The organism is Psychroserpens sp. S379A, from assembly GCF_049800755.1.
Lineage (GTDB): Bacteria > Bacteroidota > Bacteroidia > Flavobacteriales > Flavobacteriaceae > Psychroserpens.
On the sequence record NZ_JBNAFQ010000002.1, the window covers coordinates 618,293 to 634,875 of the forward strand.

General features: G+C 31.7%; 17 protein-coding genes. 7 read left to right on the forward strand and 10 right to left on the reverse strand.

Going from position 1 to position 16,583, the window contains the following annotated elements; all coding sequences use genetic code 11:
• The first annotated feature begins 148 nt into the window (after nucleotides 1–148).
• From ACP15M_RS07550 to ACP15M_RS07560, 3 genes are all read left to right on the forward strand, one after another.
• On the forward strand, nucleotides 149–1,159 hold the full coding sequence (locus ACP15M_RS07550) for a S66 peptidase family protein (RefSeq protein WP_425076580.1): 1,011 nt from the start codon (nucleotides 149–151) through the stop codon (nucleotides 1,157–1,159).
• A gap of 126 nt (nucleotides 1,160–1,285) precedes the next feature.
• Nucleotides 1,286–2,125, forward strand: a complete 840-nt coding sequence (locus ACP15M_RS07555; RefSeq protein ID WP_425076581.1) for a winged helix-turn-helix domain-containing protein — start codon at nucleotides 1,286–1,288, stop codon at nucleotides 2,123–2,125.
• A gap of 12 nt (nucleotides 2,126–2,137) precedes the next feature.
• Nucleotides 2,138–2,497, forward strand: coding sequence for a YraN family protein (locus ACP15M_RS07560; protein ID WP_425076582.1), 360 nt, complete (start codon nucleotides 2,138–2,140; stop codon nucleotides 2,495–2,497).
• Between the two features lie 2 nt (nucleotides 2,498–2,499).
• Here the strand turns inward: ACP15M_RS07560 and ACP15M_RS07565 are convergent, their stop codons facing one another.
• The 4 genes from ACP15M_RS07565 to ACP15M_RS07580 form a co-directional block, all read right to left on the reverse strand.
• The gene (locus ACP15M_RS07565; protein WP_425076583.1) at nucleotides 2,500–4,341 is read right to left on the reverse strand and encodes a cystathionine beta-synthase; all 1,842 of its coding nucleotides are present in this window, start codon (nucleotides 4,339–4,341) and stop codon (nucleotides 2,500–2,502) included.
• 44 nt (nucleotides 4,342–4,385) lie between these two features.
• Complete coding sequence (gene nadD / locus ACP15M_RS07570) at nucleotides 4,386–4,964, reverse strand: nicotinate (nicotinamide) nucleotide adenylyltransferase (RefSeq protein WP_425076584.1); 579 nt, start codon at nucleotides 4,962–4,964, stop codon at nucleotides 4,386–4,388.
• Nucleotides 4,965–4,967: 3 nt separating this feature from the next.
• The gene (gene gmk, locus ACP15M_RS07575) at nucleotides 4,968–5,558 is read right to left on the reverse strand and encodes a guanylate kinase (protein ID WP_425076585.1); all 591 of its coding nucleotides are present in this window, start codon (nucleotides 5,556–5,558) and stop codon (nucleotides 4,968–4,970) included.
• A 103-nt stretch (nucleotides 5,559–5,661) separates the two neighbouring features.
• Nucleotides 5,662–6,519: a YicC/YloC family endoribonuclease gene (locus tag ACP15M_RS07580; protein WP_425076586.1), complete on the reverse strand. Its 858-nt coding sequence runs from the start codon at nucleotides 6,517–6,519 to the stop codon at nucleotides 5,662–5,664.
• 101 nt (nucleotides 6,520–6,620) lie between these two features.
• Between ACP15M_RS07580 and ACP15M_RS07585 the strand changes: the two genes are divergently transcribed.
• Nucleotides 6,621–7,097, forward strand: a complete 477-nt coding sequence (locus ACP15M_RS07585) for an acyl-CoA thioesterase (protein ID WP_425076587.1) — start codon at nucleotides 6,621–6,623, stop codon at nucleotides 7,095–7,097.
• On the opposite strand, the gene ACP15M_RS07590 is transcribed toward ACP15M_RS07585, so the two are convergent.
• Nucleotides 7,089–7,982 carry a DMT family transporter gene (locus ACP15M_RS07590; protein ID WP_425076588.1) on the reverse strand — a complete coding sequence of 298 codons (894 nt, stop codon included), beginning with the start codon at nucleotides 7,980–7,982 and terminating at the stop codon, nucleotides 7,089–7,091. The genes ACP15M_RS07585 and ACP15M_RS07590 overlap by 9 nt on opposite strands.
• Nucleotides 7,975–8,334, reverse strand: a complete 360-nt coding sequence (locus ACP15M_RS07595) for an arsenate reductase family protein (protein WP_425076589.1) — start codon at nucleotides 8,332–8,334, stop codon at nucleotides 7,975–7,977. The genes ACP15M_RS07590 and ACP15M_RS07595 overlap by 8 nt, the downstream gene beginning before the upstream one ends.
• A gap of 93 nt (nucleotides 8,335–8,427) precedes the next feature.
• Between ACP15M_RS07595 and ACP15M_RS07600 the strand changes: the two genes are divergently transcribed.
• The gene (locus tag ACP15M_RS07600; protein ID WP_425076590.1) at nucleotides 8,428–9,675 is read left to right on the forward strand and encodes a cation:proton antiporter; all 1,248 of its coding nucleotides are present in this window, start codon (nucleotides 8,428–8,430) and stop codon (nucleotides 9,673–9,675) included.
• On the opposite strand, the gene ACP15M_RS07605 is transcribed toward ACP15M_RS07600, so the two are convergent.
• Complete coding sequence (locus ACP15M_RS07605; RefSeq protein ID WP_425076591.1) at nucleotides 9,672–10,355, reverse strand: DUF3298 domain-containing protein; 684 nt, start codon at nucleotides 10,353–10,355, stop codon at nucleotides 9,672–9,674. The two genes, ACP15M_RS07600 and ACP15M_RS07605, sit on opposite strands and share 4 nt — an antisense overlap.
• A gap of 150 nt (nucleotides 10,356–10,505) precedes the next feature.
• On the opposite strand from ACP15M_RS07605, the gene ACP15M_RS07610 reads away from it, so the two are divergent.
• Nucleotides 10,506–11,648 carry a cystathionine gamma-synthase gene (locus ACP15M_RS07610; protein WP_425076592.1) on the forward strand — a complete coding sequence of 381 codons (1,143 nt, stop codon included), beginning with the start codon at nucleotides 10,506–10,508 and terminating at the stop codon, nucleotides 11,646–11,648.
• Between the two features lie 59 nt (nucleotides 11,649–11,707).
• Here the strand turns inward: ACP15M_RS07610 and ACP15M_RS07615 are convergent, their stop codons facing one another.
• On the reverse strand, nucleotides 11,708–12,523 hold the full coding sequence (locus ACP15M_RS07615; RefSeq protein WP_425076593.1) for a THC0290_0291 family protein: 816 nt from the start codon (nucleotides 12,521–12,523) through the stop codon (nucleotides 11,708–11,710).
• A gap of 214 nt (nucleotides 12,524–12,737) precedes the next feature.
• On the opposite strand from ACP15M_RS07615, the gene gdhA reads away from it, so the two are divergent.
• Nucleotides 12,738–14,081 (forward strand): NADP-specific glutamate dehydrogenase, encoded by a 1,344-nt coding sequence (gdhA, locus tag ACP15M_RS07620; protein WP_425076594.1) that lies wholly within the window; start codon nucleotides 12,738–12,740, stop codon nucleotides 14,079–14,081.
• A gap of 35 nt (nucleotides 14,082–14,116) precedes the next feature.
• On the opposite strand, the gene ACP15M_RS07625 is transcribed toward gdhA, so the two are convergent.
• Nucleotides 14,117–15,181 carry an alginate O-acetyltransferase AlgX-related protein gene (locus tag ACP15M_RS07625; RefSeq protein WP_425076595.1) on the reverse strand — a complete coding sequence of 355 codons (1,065 nt, stop codon included), beginning with the start codon at nucleotides 15,179–15,181 and terminating at the stop codon, nucleotides 14,117–14,119.
• A complete protein-coding gene (locus tag ACP15M_RS07630) occupies nucleotides 15,178–16,497 on the reverse strand; it encodes an MBOAT family O-acyltransferase (protein ID WP_425076596.1) in 1,320 nt (439 codons plus the stop codon). Before ACP15M_RS07630 ends, ACP15M_RS07625 begins: the two co-directional genes overlap by 4 nt.
• Between the last annotated feature and the right edge of the window lie 86 nt (nucleotides 16,498–16,583).

Sequence of the window (16,583 nt, forward strand, 5' to 3'; positions counted from 1 at the left end):
AGCTGCGCTTCTATCTGTAAATGAAACTATATTTTCATTCTTGATAATGCTCGAGGAGACAATTTACTTAAATCATTAAGTATTTAAAATAAAGCCACAAAAGTACATATTTTAAGAGCGATTTGGAAAAAAAATGTACTTTTACATTATGTCGAAAATTCATTGTTTTTTGTTCTTGAGTTGTGTGTTTTTTTACTTCGGAAATCTTAGTGCTCAAGAGGAATTAATTCAGCAAAATCAAACCGCTTTGATACAACCACCTTATTTAAAAATTGGAGATACAGTAGCAATAGTTGCACCTTCAGGAATATTAAAAAATCGAAATGATGAAGTAGAACAGGCTGTTGCACTGTTAGAAAGTTGGGGTTTACATGCTATTGTTGGAAAATATGTTTTTAGTAAAGCCGATCATTTTGCAGGAACAGATGATGAGCGTTGTGAAGATTTTCAAAAGGCTTTAGATGACCCAAAAGTTAGTGCGATTTGGTGCGCAAGAGGAGGTTATGGAACTGTTAGAATACTCGATAAATTAGATTATACAGCATTTAAAAAACATCCGAAATGGATTATTGGTTATAGTGATATTACTGCTTTACACAATCAAATTCATAACGAAGGTTATCAATCGATTCATGCCTTGATGTGTGTGAGTTTAACTAAAGATTTGAATGATATAAAGGCAACTCTTGAAACGTTTAAATCGACCATTTTTGGCAATCCTGTAAACTATACTTTAGAAGGTTCAAATTATAACAGAGTAGGAGTTGCTTCTGGGCAACTAGTAGGAGGTAATTTAACGATGTTGCATACCATGTTAGGTTCAAAAACAAGTTTGGACATGTCTGGAAAAATCTTGTTTATTGAAGAGATTGGCGAATACAAATACCATATTGATAGAATGCTTCAGAGTTTAAAACGAGCTGGTTATTTTGATAACTGTAAAGGTGTGATTGTTGGTGATATGAGTAAACTTAGAAAAAACACCACACTTTGGGGAACGTCTGTAGAACAATTGGTTTTAGATGCTTTAGCAGACTACGATTTTCCGATAGCCTTTAATATGCCAGCAGGTCACGAACAAGACAATCGTGCTATGGTATTAGGTAAAGTAGTTGAATTGAAGGTTGAGAAAGATTCGTCGTCAGTTATTTTTAAATAGTAGATTGTAATAATTTTTAAACCACAAATAGTACTTCAAACCATTCAGTTTTAAATGTCAAAAAAGTGCAAAATAAATGTGAATTGACTACATGTTTCTCATATTTATCATTTATTTGTAGAGCTTATGAAAAGACACATTTATATCGTTCTTATTGTATTTTCGATTCTAAATTTATCCTCTTGCCATCAGGAGGATTCGCAAATAGAGATCACCAAAATAGCACTTCGAGATATTGGTAATAAGTTATTGCTATCTAATCAAGATTCAACGTCTTTAGTGTTACCTATTAAAAAAATTGATTCTAAAACGTACGAATTATCCTTTCAGCAACAGCTTTCTATACAACCAGACAGCCTAGTTAATTTTGTAGAAAAAAGTATCGCGAAAGCGAATTTACCCAATGCGTATTATGTTGAGGTGTTTCAGTGTATTGATAATGAAGTTGCTTATAGTTATAAAATGAAGAATACAGAGGAGGAAAGCATTATTCCATGTGGTGGACGTGATTTACCTTCAAAATGTTATACGATTCAAATAGGCTTTCAAAACGACGACAAGCATTCTTCAATGATTTTTCTCTGGTTGATATTACCAGTAATTGTAGTTTTTGGAGTTTTAAATAGGCAAAAGAAGAAAAAATTAAAGTCACAAAATGATTCTTTATGTTATAAAATTGGGAATTATAAGTTTGATAAAGATCAGAGTAAATTGTTATATGTTGAAAAAGAAATTAGTCTTTCAAAAAAGGAATGTGAACTTTTAGAAATTTTATGTGACAACTTAAATGAAGTCGTTAAAAGAGATGAATTGTCTAAACGCGTTTGGGAAGATCATGGCGTTTTTGTTGGTAGAAGTTTAGATACTTATATTTCTAAATTGAGGAAAAAACTGAAGGAAGATGCTTCCATAAAAATCAGCAACGTTCATGGTGTTGGTTATAAGTTAGAGGTGTCAAAACAATAATTAATTCATCGTATGGCAAATCATAACAATTTAGGAAAACAAGGCGAAGATTTAGCAGTAGAATTTTTGCTAAAACAAGGTTATGAAATTCTTGAACGCAACTTTATGTTTCAAAAAGCCGAAGTTGATATTATAGCCAAAAAAGAAAATGTGCTTGCTGTTGTTGAAGTAAAAACACGTTCTACTAATGCATTTGGTAATCCGCAAGATTTTTTAAAACCGAAACAAATTCAACGTATTGTAAAAGCAGTAGATCATTATGTGACATCAAATCAACTCGATGTTGAGGTACGTTTTGATATTGTTGCTATTGTAAAAAATCAGCATCAATTTGATATTGAGCATTTAGAAAATGCCTATTATCATTTTTAAGGTTAAGCTATACTTTTAACAAACTCTAAGAACACATTTTTGTGACGTTCAAGATCCATATTTGGCGATAAGGCTACACGAGCAATATAATCTTTATCACCTTCTTTAGTGGTTCCTTGTGTTGATGTTGCAGGAATTGTCCAATAGCATCCTTTAAGCTGACCATAACTCACACAGTATTTACTTTCGTTAGGAATTTCGGTAATCATTAAATGAATCAATTTATGATTTAAGGCTCTTTTATAAGTTTCTTTGTCTTCAGCAGTTGCGCCTTTAGTTGGAAGGTCTAATGAAAATACTGAAGGCATAAAACCTTGTTTTGCTAAGGCTTCGGAAACAAAATTGATTTTTGCTTCTGGTAAAGTGTCTTGAATGAAGTTTACAAATTCTCGAGTATTTTTATAAGCATCAATAATTCGTTGATTCATTGAAGGTAATTGCTTGGCTAAAATTTCCATTTGATGAGGCGTTGCTTCATTATCACAAAGCATCAAATGTGTTTCAATGTATTTCATTAAGGTTTCAGCTTTAGTATTACCTACACAATAACCAGCAGTGCATTGTCCACCACTTGGAAATTTTGATCCACTAGCATAAGAAATAGTTCGAACCGTTGAAAGTACTTTGCCATCGCCTAAAAAATGAACATTCGGACAAAAGGTTTGATCTAAAATAAAAACAGGATCGATAGCAATATTGCCAGTAGAAGTATGGCGAACTTTTTCAAGCGTTGCTTTTAATTGTAAAAGATCTGGAACTTCAACTCTTGGATTTGTTGGGATTTCGGCAATAATAAAAGGAACAGCATCTTCTTTGGCTATGTTGTTTAAAACCATTTCAATACTTTGTACCATATCATGATCACCATCAACAGGTAAATCCATAACCTCTACATTGTTAAAACAAGCAGCTATGCGTCTCGCTTGGTCGTTTGTACCTCCATAACAATTAGGAGGCACCACAAATTTAATAGCTTTTCCTTTATGATGCTCTTGCGCATGTTGTACTAATCCCATCATAATGGCATACTGAATGGAAAGTCCGCTTGATCCAACTAAAGGTTTTGTTGTTGTTCCTGTAATAGACTTAATAGTCTCTAAAACCACAGAGTTATTATTACTGTTATATTGTGGTTTAACTGAAGGTGTTTCGGTAAGAATTTTTAAAGTTTCAAGACAGTTAATTGGCGTCATTGCAATGGTTTCTCGTCGTCTTACATGTTGAATGTCTGAAACATAAGCATTGTTTTGAGCGCCATTTATTAGCAATACACTTCCTAAGGCATCGTAAAAACTTACAAAAAAGTCGATATTAGGATGAAGTTCTTCAAATGAAAACGTATTGTCTTCCGAAATAAAAATAGTGCTTCCATCAAACTTTGAAACTTCATCTAAAGCATCTACTTTTTTTAATTCAAAAGTATAGCCATAAACAGCTTTTAAAACTTCCATATTAAAGGCTTCAGGTAAACTGTCTTTATATAAAATAAGCGTGTTTTTATTAGCTAATAAATTCTGTCTTAGAATTGCTAGTACAGGAATCGTGTTTGACGAAAAACTAATAACTTGTTCTGCGTTTAAGTTATGGCAACGAGCAATTGCCCATTCTAACACACAAGATAACGGATGACCTAATCGAATATAATCGTAAGCTGTAGGCAATTGGTTAAGCGCAGCAGTTTCATAATTATTTTGATTAAATAAGGTTTCAAACTGCTCTAAAAATTCTGTTTTAGCTAATGCTTCGTTGTAAATGTCAAGTCTGTGAGTTGTTAGATTTAGCCAATTACTTGGTGAATGCTCTAATACATTTTTTATATAACTTATAATACGATTGTCTTTCATAATTAGTTACTTGGTGTGCTTTGGGTATTGAGTGACTTTTGTCGTTATTTATAAAAATTCATTTCATCTAGATATTCCCAAACGTGTTCAGGTAGCATTGGTCTAACATTTTTTCCGTCTTTGATAGATTTTCTTATAAATGTTGAAGACAATTGCATGATAGGAGCTGAAATGTTATGAATTTTAGGATGCTCGTTAAACTGAGTGTCGATTTTTCCTTCAGAAATTCTAGGATACACATAAATGTCGTGATTGTCTAAAATGAGTTCATAGTTTTTCCATTTATGAAAACTTTTTAGATTGTCTTCTCCCATAATTAGTGCAAACTCGTCCTTAGGATATTTTTCTTGAAGGTAAGTTAATGTGTTAATGGTGTAGTTAGGTTGAGGTAAATTAAATTCAATATCGCTAGGCTCTAATTTTAAATAATCTTTTGTGGCTTGATAGACCATTTGGTAACGCTGACGATTATCTAAAAGCGAACTTTTCTTTTTAAACGGACTATGAGGTGTTACCACAAACCAGATTTTGTCTAAGTTACTGTATTCTGCTAAATGGTTAGCTATAGTTAAATGTCCAACATGAATAGGATTAAATGTTCCGAAATACAAACCTATTTTCATGAGCTAATCGTTTATAAAATCTGATACTAATTTATAAGCATTTTCTAATGCTACCTCTAAATCTTTATTGAGAACAATTTCATCAAACAAAGGTGCAGTTGCTAATTCTGCAGGAGCTTTAGCAACTCGCATGCTAATTTTTTCTGGGCTTTCTTCACCACGTTCTTTTAGTCGAATAATAAGTTCGTTTAAATCTGGTGGTTTAACAAAAATGGCTAAGGTTTCTTCAGGAAATTTTTTCTTAATACGTAAACCTCCAGATACGTCTATATCAAAAATAACATGTTTACCTTTAGCCCAAATGCGTTCGATTTCGGTTTTTAAAGTGCCATAAAAATTATCGCGATACACTTCTTCCCATTCTAAAAACTCGTCGTTTTTAATTTTGTTTTTAAACGCTTTTAAATCAAGAAAGTAGTAGTCTTTACCATCAATTTCTTGTCCGCGTTTTTCTCTAGACGTTGCCGAAATTGAAAACTCTAAATTGAGTTCTTCTTGTTTTAATAAATGCCTTACTATAGTTGTTTTTCCAGAACCTGAAGGTGCTGAAAATACAATTAGTTTGCCTTTTTTTATGTTTTTTATTTCTGACACAGAGTATGTTTGGGTGTTTTATATTGTCACGTTGAACGCAGTTGAAACGTTTTTTATGAGGTTTTTCACTTTGCTTATAATGACAATTGTGTTTGTTAATTTATTAAAGCACATTCAATAATTGTTCCTTAATTTTTTCAAGCTCATCTTTCATTTGAACGACCAGTTTTTGCATTGGTGCATAATTAGATTTTGAACCAATGGTATTGATTTCTCGTCCCATTTCTTGAGCGATAAATCCTAATTTTTTTCCGTTAGAATCGTTAGATTTTAGCGCTTTTAAAAAGTACTCTAAGTGATTTTTTAAACGTACTTTTTCTTCAGTAATATCAAATTTTTCGATATAATATACCAGTTCTTGTTCAAATCGGTTTTCGTCAACTTTTTCTTTAATTTCGGCAATACCTCTATTTAATCGTTCGCGAACACCTTCAATACGCTCTGGATCCATTTTAATAACGTCTTCTAATAAATTAGAAATGTTCTCCACTCGAGCTATAAAGTCGGTTTCAAGACTTTTACCTTCATCAATTCTATATTGTTGAATTTTTGAAATACTGTCATCAATAACTTCAGCAATTTGTTTCCATTCACCTTCATCAATTTCATCACGTTCGGTTGTTACAGCATCTGGAAGTCTGATGGCCATTTTTAATAATTCGGTATCGTCACCATCAACAACATCTTTTAATTGTTTGATGTATTGATTGACTACTGTTTTATTAATTTGTGTTGAGGTTTCTTCACCTGTAATTTCCATAAACAGTGAAAAATCAACTTTTCCTCTTACCAATTTAGAAGCGATTAGTTTTCTAATACTTAATTCTTTTTCACGATAAAGTGATGGCATTCTGGCATTGAGATCTAAATTTTTACTATTTAAAGATTTGATTTCAATAGATATTTTTTTGGTTGGAAGTTGTATTACAGATTTTCCGTAACCAGTCATTGATTGTATCATATGCGATTTAAAAAAGTTGAACAAAGGTAAGCAAAATCATCATGTTTTAATTCATCTCCTATGTTTAAAGCTTTAACTTTGCGTTTTTAAAATTTTAAAAGATGTATAAAAAGGAATTTGAAATACGTTGGAGCGATGTTGATGCTAATGGTCATCTGGCAAATTCAGCTTATGTTAACTTTATGAGTCATACTCGTGTTGAATTTTTAAAAGAAAATGGCTTACCAATTAAAAAGTTATTGGATAACGGAATTGGACCTGTAGTATTTTCTGAACAGGTGTATTACTTCAAAGAATCCTTTCTTGGTGATACGATTGATGTTAGTTTAGCTGTTTCTGGATTGAGCGAAAATGGTAAGTTTTTTAAATTTGAGCACAATTTTTATAACAAGCAAGGGAAACATCTTGCAACTTGTGATATTACAGGATCATGGATTGATCTTAAGCAAAGAAAACTGACAGCTTTACCTACAGAACTACAACATAAATTGATGGATCTTCCAAAGACAGATGATTTTAGGCAACTTACTAAGGACGAAATGAGGTCTGCAGGAAAAGCTCCTAAGGATTTAAGCTGAAGCTTTTGGTTTTTTAGTCACCAAATAAACACCTGAAAAAATGAGAACCATTGCTCCTAATTTAATTGGACTTACAGCATCAACTCCCATTATAATTGCAAATACACCAGCTATAACAGGTTGTAAATAAATAAAGGTTCCTACTGTAGATGCTTTTAAAGAATTAAGTGCTAATGGATTTAAGAGGTAGGTTCCAAAAGTTGCACCAATAATTACAAACAATACTGAAAACCATATATAAGGCGTAAAGGTATGCCATTGTATTTCTAAAGTTTCTTGATATCCAAAAGGTAATGTAAACAAAATACCAAATAAAAATAACCATTTTATAAACGTAAACGGATGGTATTTAGCCGTTAGCTTTTTGATAATAATAACATATATACTGTAAGAAATTGCATTTATAAATATGCATAAATTTCCTAAGGCTACATTGTCACCAACTCTAGTTGATTTCCCTAAGGCAGTAAGTAAAACACCTCCAGAAAAGGCGAAAATGATACCCATAACCTTTAACTTTGTTAGTTTTTCATCAAGAAAGAAAATAGATAAAACCAATATAATTACAGGAGTAATGGTCATAATTACTGAAGCATGAATTGGTGTAGTTAATTCTAAGCCTTTTAAAAACAGAAGCATATTTATGCCAACTCCAAAAAGTGCGGCAAAAAATATAGTTATAAAGTCCTTTTTTTCGATTTTTTCTTTTTTAAAGAAGAAACCAAACAACCAAAACAATAGTGTAGCTCCAACAACTCTTAAAAGTACAAAAGCAAATGATTGAATAAAGCCTTCATTGATTACAGTTTTGGCATACGTATAGTTTAGTCCATATAAAAGCTGAACCAAAAATACTGCAAGTAATGCAAATTTTCTACTATTCATGAGAATGGATAAAAGCCTTAGCGGATTCTACGGTTTTAGCACTATTACCAATAAAAATGTTGTCTTTTACAACAATAACAGGACGTTTTAAAAAGGTGTAATGATTTAAAATATAATGTTTGTAATCGGCTTCACTTAAATTCATGTCTTTAAGTCCCATGTCTTTATAAAGCTTTGCTCGTCGACTAAACAATGCTTCATAACTACCAGCTAAATTTTTAAGATGCTCAATTTGTTTTACTGTAATGGCTTCGGTTTTTATCTCCTGAAAACTAAAATCATTAGGTAGGTTTAATGTTTTTATTATTCTTTCACAGGTATTACATGTTTTAAGATGGTATACTTTTTTCATGATTATAAAGCTTTAAAGACAGTAATTTTGTTGCTGCAAAGTAACTAGATTTAAAAAGAAAATTAGTTACTTTTAACGAAAATTTACAGGCACATGGATTATTATGCTATTGCATCAATTTTAATGGTTATATCTGCACTTTTTGGTTATATAAATGTCAGGTTTTTAAAGCTTCCAATAACGATTGGGTTAATGCTGATAACTATTGTGTTTACTATAGTAATTGTAGCTATAGGTCAATTTGATGACACCTTATTACTTCGTGAAAAAGAATTGATTTCTCAAATTGATTTTAAAACAGTACTACTAGATATCATGCTGAGTTTTTTACTGTTTGCAGGTGCTTTGCACACCAATTTTAATCAGTTAAAAATTCAACGCGCTCCTGTGCTTGTTTTTGCAACACTTGGTGTGTTAGTGTCTACATTTTTGGTTGGAATTTTTATGTATTATATGTTTGGTCTGTTTGACTTTCATATTGATTTTATTTACTGCTTATTGTTTGGAGCATTAATATCTCCAACCGATCCAATTGCAGTACTCGGAATTTTAAAAAAGGCAAACGCACCAAAAAAACTAGAGGCTAAAATTGTTGGAGAGTCTTTGTTTAATGATGGCGTTGGAGTTGTTGTGTTTTTAACCATATTCTCTATCGCTAAAGCTCCCAATAAAGCTGTTGATGTTACTGAAATATTACAATTGTTTGGTGTTGAGGTTTTAGGTGGAATTATACTCGGACTCATTTTAGGATATCTTACTTATAAGCTATTGAAGTCTATTGATAATTATGAAGTTGAAGTTATTATTACCATTGCAACTGTAATGGGAGGAAGTCTTTTAGCTCATAAACTACACATGTCTGCGCCTTTAGCTATGGTAACTGCTGGACTTATTGTTGGTCATGATACCATTAGAAACACATCAATGTCTGAAATCACCGAAGCTTATGTCGATAAGTTTTGGGAGTTGATAGATGTGCTTTTAAATACCATCCTGTTTGTTATGATTGGTATGGAAATGTTAGTATTAACCTTTGAATTTAACTATATTATGGCTGGCTTAATTGCTGTGCCAATAGTTTTACTTTGTAGATATTTATCGTTATGGCTTCCAATTAAATTCTATGCTAAGAAACTTGAGTTTGTTCCTAATACCAATTTAATTATGACTTGGGGAGGATTACGAGGTGGTATTTCTATCGCATTAGCATTAAGTCTTACTCGAGAGATGCATCGAGAATTATTTCTTGTTATTACTTATATTATTGTCGTTGTTTCTATAATTGGTCAAGGGTTAACGGTTGAACCCATAATAAAGCGTTTAGCCAAAAAAGCAGATTAGTGCTTATTTAAATAAGAACTAATGTCTTCATAAGGAATTGTAAATTCAATAATACCTTGCGAATAGGATGCAATTTCATAAGGGTTGTATAATACAATCAGGCCTTCATCACTAAAACCTAAACTTTCTGGAAGCTGAAAATCTTTTCCGAAGAAAATAGCTTCCATTGAAACATCAGATTTAAGCTCTTCTTTTAATTGCTTGGCGATTATTTCTGAAAGAGCATCTATAGTATTAAACAATTCAGTCTTAGAATATAATTTACCAGTTTGCGGATTAAAATTGAAGAATGTAATATTCGTATTTCCATGTGCTCCACCTGTGTCTAAATATGAATTTATTGCTATACAAATAATCTCAGTAGAGCGATACGTAATTTCACCATCAATAAAGGCTTCCCATTTTTGAGAACTCTCTGGGAAATCGGTTTTAAAACTTACAAAATCAGCATTAAAACGCTTTATCGCATCACCAATTGAAAGGTTGGTTAAGGAGTCTTCGCCTAAGTTCATTTGATTTACGATATAATTTTGAATCGTGGTATTAATAAGTTCAGAAACTGCATTGTCTCCTTCGGCTTTAGGATAATTTATAGAGATTTCTGCATCTTTAGACGCTTCAAAATGATCTTCTTTAAATTCAATTTTTATCTCTTCACTACAAGAGAAAACTAGGCTCAAAGTAATTATTAAAATAAATGTTTTTTTCAAAATCTTGTGCAATGTGTTAAACATTCAATAAAGGTATTATATACATTTGAATACAACGAATTAAAGTTTTAATTTGTTGCTTATTGTAATAGATTAAAACCATTTCAGAAAATAGAGTTTATGAAATTTAACACCAAAACCATACATGGAGGTCAACAACATGATCCTGCTTACGGAAGCGTGATGCCACCAATTTATCAAACGTCAACATATGCGCAATCGACTCCTGGTAAGCACAAAGGATATGAGTATTCAAGAACGCATAATCCAACGAGAAATGCCTTAGAGAATGCTTTGGCAAGTATTGAAAATGGAAATTTCGGATTGGCATTTGGTTCTGGTTTAGCAGCTATCGATGCTGTGATAAAGTTATTGCAACCTGGAGATGAAGTTATTTCTACTAATGATTTATATGGAGGAACTTATAGGTTGTTTACAAGTATATTTAAGAAGTTTGGAATTGTTTTTCATTTTGTTGGAATGAATAACGCATCTCAAATAGAGACTTATATCACTAAAAAAACGAAGCTGATTTGGGTAGAAACACCAACCAATCCAATGATGAATATTATAGACATTAAAGCTACTGCTAAAATAGCTCAACAACATAAAGTGTTATTTGCTGTAGATAACACGTTTGCGACACCTTATTTACAACAACCCTTAGATTTAGGAGCAGATATTGTGATGCATTCTGCTACAAAATACCTTGGAGGTCACAGTGATTTAGTTATGGGAGCATTAATTGTTAAAGATAAAGAATTGGCTAATCGTTTGTATTATATTCAAAATGCAAGTGGAGCAGTTTGCGGACCTCAAGATAGTTTTTTAGCCTTACGAGGAATTAAAACTTTACACGTTAGAATGCAACGTCATTGTGAAAATGGAAAAGCAGTTGCAGCATTTTTAGCAAATCACCCAAAAATTGAAAAGGTGTATTGGCCTGGTTTTGAAAGTCATCCAAATCACAATATAGCCAAAGAGCAGATGAATGATTTTGGAGGGATGATATCGTTTACCACCAAAGGAAATAACTATGAAAACGCTATTAAAATTGTTGAAAGCTTAAAGCTATTTACTCTAGCTGAATCTTTAGGAGGAGTAGAGTCTTTAGTTGGTCATCCAGCTAGTATGACGCATGCTAGCATACCAAAGGAAGAAAGAGAAAAAATAGGTGTTGTAGATTCTTTAATTAGATTAAGTGTTGGTATAGAAGATAAAGACGATTTAATTGCAGATTTAGCACAAGCTATAGGAAACTAACCAATAATCAATAAAAAAGGTCAAGTAAAACTTGACCTTTTTTATTGATTTTTTATTTTTTAATCTAAGTAATAGATGTATCCAAAGTTTAACCATACTAACCAGTCATTGGCTTTGTTTGAATCTAAATTATGATCTAAACCATCAACTTGATTGCTAAAGTAATATTGCCATCTAAGATCAACCATTAAATCTGAAAGTACAGTTAACTTATAACGTGTACCAATACTTCCAACAATAGACCATGTGGTGCCACTTTCATCAAACAAAAAAGGATCTTCATTAACATTAGGATTAGCGGCATTTTTCCAGCCACCGAAAAAATTGTCAGCGTTGTCAATATTTTTATCACCAAAAGAAGTTTCAACTTCAGGATTGTACGAAGTAAAATGCACACCTAAACTAATAAATGGTGCAAATGAGTAGCTAAATGCCTGAAACGAACGAATGCTTTTAGGAAAAAATTCTATTTGAGTACCAATATCAAAATTGTTTGCCACACCAGAATGCTGTCGTAATTTTTCATACTCTATATTGGTAGATGCACGATCTACCCATTCTCCAAAGTGGTTTAATTTGGTTCTATTCCAAGAAATCTCATTTCTAAGTTTAAAGTGATCGTTAAAAAAAGTGTCTGTAGAGTAACAGTTACAATCTGCTCTGTAAGCAAAATTTATGTAATGAACAATACCAATACCAATGCCTGTATTACCAGAGTTCGTCTCAAAATCATTACGTACACCGAAATCAGATTGAAACGCTACTGGTCCAGCAATTACACCTATTTCGTGTGAGAAGCCGAGTTGAGCATATACTCCATTCATACCCATTATAAAAACGAATACAAATGTTAATTGTTTAAAATTAAACGTCATAGGGTTCAAATTACCAAGGGCGTATTTAGTTAACAAATATATAAAAACTGGTCTAACTACCAAACAAAAGTAATATCACTTGCTGTTTTTAGATTATATTATAAATATTAATAGCAGATAAGTATTGGGAATATCAAAAAAGATATGGGTAAATTTTAAAGATAATGTATCTTTGTGTTTTAAAAATCAACGTAGATTATTAATATTTTAATAGATGAAAGATAAAATAGAAGCTTTTTTAAATCTTGTAACAGAAAAAAACGGTCATGAAACCGAATTTTTACAAGCAGTGCATGAAGTTGCAGAAACAGTAATTCCTTTTATTGAAGAGAATCCTAAATATCAGGGAAAAATGCTATTAGAGCGTATGGTTGAGCCAGAGCGCACGATTATTTTTAGAGTTCCTTGGGTTGATGATCAAGGTAATACACAAGTTAACAGAGGATTTAGAGTTGAATTTAACTCAGCTATTGGGCCTTATAAAGGTGGATTGCGTTTTCATCCTTCGGTTAATTTGAGTATTCTTAAGTTTTTAGGTTTTGAACAAGTGTTTAAAAACTCTCTAACAACACTTCCAATGGGAGGAGGAAAAGGAGGTTCAGACTTTAACCCTAAAGGAAAAAGTGATAATGAAGTCATGCGTTTTTGCCAATCATTTATGACAGAGTTATTCAGACATATTGGCCCAAATACAGATGTTCCTGCTGGAGATATTGGTGTAGGCGGAAGAGAAATTGGATACATGTTTGGTCAATACAAAAGATTGCAAAATGAATTTACAGGTGTGTTAACTGGAAAAGGAATGTCTTATGGAGGTTCTTTAATTCGTCCTGAAGCTACTGGTTACGGTTGTGTGTATTTTGCTAAAAATATGCTTCAAACAAAAAATGACACCATTAGTGGTAAAACCATTGCCATTTCTGGATCTGGTAATGTAGCTCAGTTTGCTTGTCAGAAAGCAACCCAACTAGGAGGAAAAGTTGTTACAATGTCTGATTCTGGAGGTTATATTCATGATGCAGATGGAATAGATGCTGATAAATTAGCTTTTATTATGAATCTTAAAAATGTGAAACGAGGAAGAATAAGCGAATATGTTGACACTTATAGTTCTGCAACATATCACGCAGGTGAAAGACCATGGTCTGTAAAATGTGAGATTGCTTTACCATGTGCAACACAAAATGAATTAAATGAAGATGAAGCTAGTGCTTTAATCAATAATGGAGTAGTGGCTGTAGCTGAAGGAGCAAACATGCCTACAACTCCTGAAGCTATTGAAGCTTTCCAAAACGCTAAAGTGCTATTTTCTCCAGGAAAAGCATCAAATGCTGGAGGTGTTGCAACTTCAGGGTTAGAAATGAGTCAAAATTCATTGCGTTTAAATTGGACCAGAGAGGAAGTTGATCAAAAACTACAAACGATAATGAATGACATTCATCAATCTTGTGTGACTTATGGTACAAGAGCAGATGGTTATATTGATTATGTAAAAGGAGCAAATGTTGCAGGTTTTGTTAAAGTTGCAGATGCTATGTTAGATCAAGGAGTGGTTTAAAAAATTTAAACCAATAGTTTATTATAAAAAGGTCTTCAAAAATTTGAAGACCTTTCTTTTAATTGTAATAGAATATGTCCCAAATTTCTTTCAACAACTTCAATAACTATTACATCGGGTTTTTGATTTAGAATATATTTTAAATTCATTTTGTAACCTCTCAAATAAACAGTTTCTGCAAAACTTTCATTAAAATGTTTAATCCAATGGTATGCAAATGAATCGTGATACAGAATCATTTTTTTATCTCCTTTTGGATTTTTGAAATGCAGTTTGAAACGTTTTCTAAAAACTGTTTCGATATTACTTTCAGATTTTCTTTTCAAAAACATTGCCTTTTCTTTAAATTCTAAATTAATCATTTCGGTAATATCGCTTCTATCAATGGGTTGCAGTTCGTAATTATAATTAGAGAGACTGTCTATAGGAATATTTAACTTAAAGCTATTTAAGGTTTTTCTATATGCAATATAAGCACCCAAATCATTCCAATGAGTATTGGTTTTATAATATAGAATTTCTTTATCTTTATTATTAATCAAAGTGTCTCTTAAATCTAAAATTTCAAAATTGATTTTTTGTTTTAAGTAAGTATTTAGTTCTTGTAATCGAGTTGGTTTTTGTTTGAGGTTATATGGTAATTTTTCAGAATAGACTCTATGCTTATTAGGTGGAACTACAATGTGAAACTCAATTCCTTTGGATTTTAAAGTGTCTCGAAAGAATGCTACGGCGTTTTTTATCTCTTCTAATTCAGAAATTGAAAATGAGTGATTTCCTGAGCTATCATCAAATAAATCTCGACTGTTATTACCTAAAAAGTACCAACCATCTTTGCCTAAAAGTACTTTGTTGGGTAAAGGTGAATCACCTAAATAATTCAATTTTAAATTGAGATAAGCGTCTACCAGTTTAGGTTTTGTTCCAAAATTATTACTGTAGTAATCTTCAAAGCTTTCAATAGAAGCTTCAGGTGTTTCAAAACTTAATTCTGGAAATTTTTGATCAATGTCTTCAGATAACATCATCGCATTCGGAATAATTAAGATTACCATAAAGAGAATCCCAAACCAAAGCTTTATGTTGTTACTATTATTCAAAATCTAAAATAAATAAATGGGTTATATGAATCTATTGAGATGTATATGCAACAGATAATAAACAAAACTAAAATGCCAATATATTTTGAGGTAGTATAAAGTGAGTGTTTATTTTTAAATAAGTTACGAGCAAAAGGTTTTATATATTGATGAATTGGTGTAGAAAAAATAATAGCAAGAAGAAGCACAATAAGTGTTTCTTTTGAACAATAGAAACGCAAAAATTCAAAGTTAGTTGGAATACTAAAACTAAACATATTCTTTAAATAAAGCATGGCTTCTGAAAAAGTGTCACTCCTAAAGAAAACCCAAGATATAGATACGATAAATAGCAAATAAAAATGACTGACAAACTTTGGTAATTTTAGCAATACTTTGTCAAAGCCTAAACGTTCAATAATGATGAATAGTCCATGAATTAATCCCCAAATAATGAATGTCCAATTTGCGCCATGCCATAAACCAGTTATAACAAATACTATAAATAAGTTGAAATATGTCTGTAGCTCTCCTTTTTTATTGCCTCCAAGAGAAATATAAAGGTAATCTCTAAACCATGTGGATAAAGTTATATGCCACCTTCTCCAAAATTCACGAATAGATTTTGAAATGTAAGGGAAGTTAAAGTTTTCAGGGAAACTAAAACCTAACATTCTTCCTATTCCTATAGCCATATCTGAGTATCCTGAAAAATCAAAATATATCTGAAAACTATAGGCAATTATACCTAGCCAAGCTAAACCTGCTGACATGTCTGAATTCGGCATATTGAAAATGCCATCAGCTAGAACACCACAGTTATTGGCAATAATCATTTTTTTAGCTAGTCCAATAATAAAGCGTTGTATACCATCACTAAATTTTGAGACACTTAATTTTCGATTTTTAAGCTCAGATTCAATTTCTTTATATCTTACAATTGGGCCAGCCACTAGCTGCGGAAATAAAGTTACGTAAGTAGCAAAATTGATGAAATTTGTACTCGCTTTTACTTGACCTCTATAAACATCAATAGTATATGACATGGTTTGAAATGTGTAGAAGCTAATTCCTAGTGGTAATACGACACTAGAAAACCTTGAGGCATTTTCAATACTTACATTAAAATGACTCATTAATGTTATAAAATTGGTATATGCAAAATCAGCATATTTAAAATAGATTAAAATGCTTAAGTTAAAAATAACAGAAAGTGCTAATCCAAGTCTTCTTTTTCCATATTTAATTATTAGTCCGCAAGAGAAATCTACGATAGAAGATAATAATATTAAAAGGACAAGCTCATACTCACCCCAACCATAAAACAAAACACTCATTATTAATAGAAAAATGTTTTTAAATTTCTCTGGAATGATGTAGTATAATAATAGGGTTATGGGTAAAAATAAGAATAGAAAAATAG

Excerpts from the sequence above, each read along its gene's own strand:
- ACP15M_RS07590 (WP_425076588.1), bottom strand. The coding sequence starts at position 7,982 with ATGAATAGTAGAAAATTTGCATTACTTGCAGTATTTTTGGTTCAGCTT.
- ACP15M_RS07580 (WP_425076586.1), bottom strand. The coding sequence starts at position 6,519 with ATGATACAATCAATGACTGGTTACGGAAAATCTGTAATACAACTTCCA.
- ACP15M_RS07595 (WP_425076589.1), bottom strand. The coding sequence starts at position 8,334 with ATGAAAAAAGTATACCATCTTAAAACATGTAATACCTGTGAAAGAATA.
- ACP15M_RS07560 (WP_425076582.1), top strand. The coding sequence starts at position 2,138 with ATGGCAAATCATAACAATTTAGGAAAACAAGGCGAAGATTTAGCAGTA.
- ACP15M_RS07615 (WP_425076593.1), bottom strand. The coding sequence starts at position 12,523 with ATGACGTTTAATTTTAAACAATTAACATTTGTATTCGTTTTTATAATG.
- gdhA (WP_425076594.1), top strand. The coding sequence starts at position 12,738 with ATGAAAGATAAAATAGAAGCTTTTTTAAATCTTGTAACAGAAAAAAAC.
- ACP15M_RS07565 (WP_425076583.1), bottom strand. The coding sequence starts at position 4,341 with ATGAAAGACAATCGTATTATAAGTTATATAAAAAATGTATTAGAGCAT.
- ACP15M_RS07630 (WP_425076596.1), bottom strand. The coding sequence starts at position 16,497 with ATGAGTGTTTTGTTTTATGGTTGGGGTGAGTATGAGCTTGTCCTTTTA.
- ACP15M_RS07610 (WP_425076592.1), top strand. The coding sequence starts at position 10,506 with ATGAAATTTAACACCAAAACCATACATGGAGGTCAACAACATGATCCT.
- ACP15M_RS07600 (WP_425076590.1), top strand. The coding sequence starts at position 8,428 with ATGGATTATTATGCTATTGCATCAATTTTAATGGTTATATCTGCACTT.
- ACP15M_RS07555 (WP_425076581.1), top strand. The coding sequence starts at position 1,286 with ATGAAAAGACACATTTATATCGTTCTTATTGTATTTTCGATTCTAAAT.
- ACP15M_RS07585 (WP_425076587.1), top strand. The coding sequence starts at position 6,621 with ATGTATAAAAAGGAATTTGAAATACGTTGGAGCGATGTTGATGCTAAT.
- ACP15M_RS07550 (WP_425076580.1), top strand. The coding sequence starts at position 149 with ATGTCGAAAATTCATTGTTTTTTGTTCTTGAGTTGTGTGTTTTTTTAC.
- nadD (WP_425076584.1), bottom strand. The coding sequence starts at position 4,964 with ATGAAAATAGGTTTGTATTTCGGAACATTTAATCCTATTCATGTTGGA.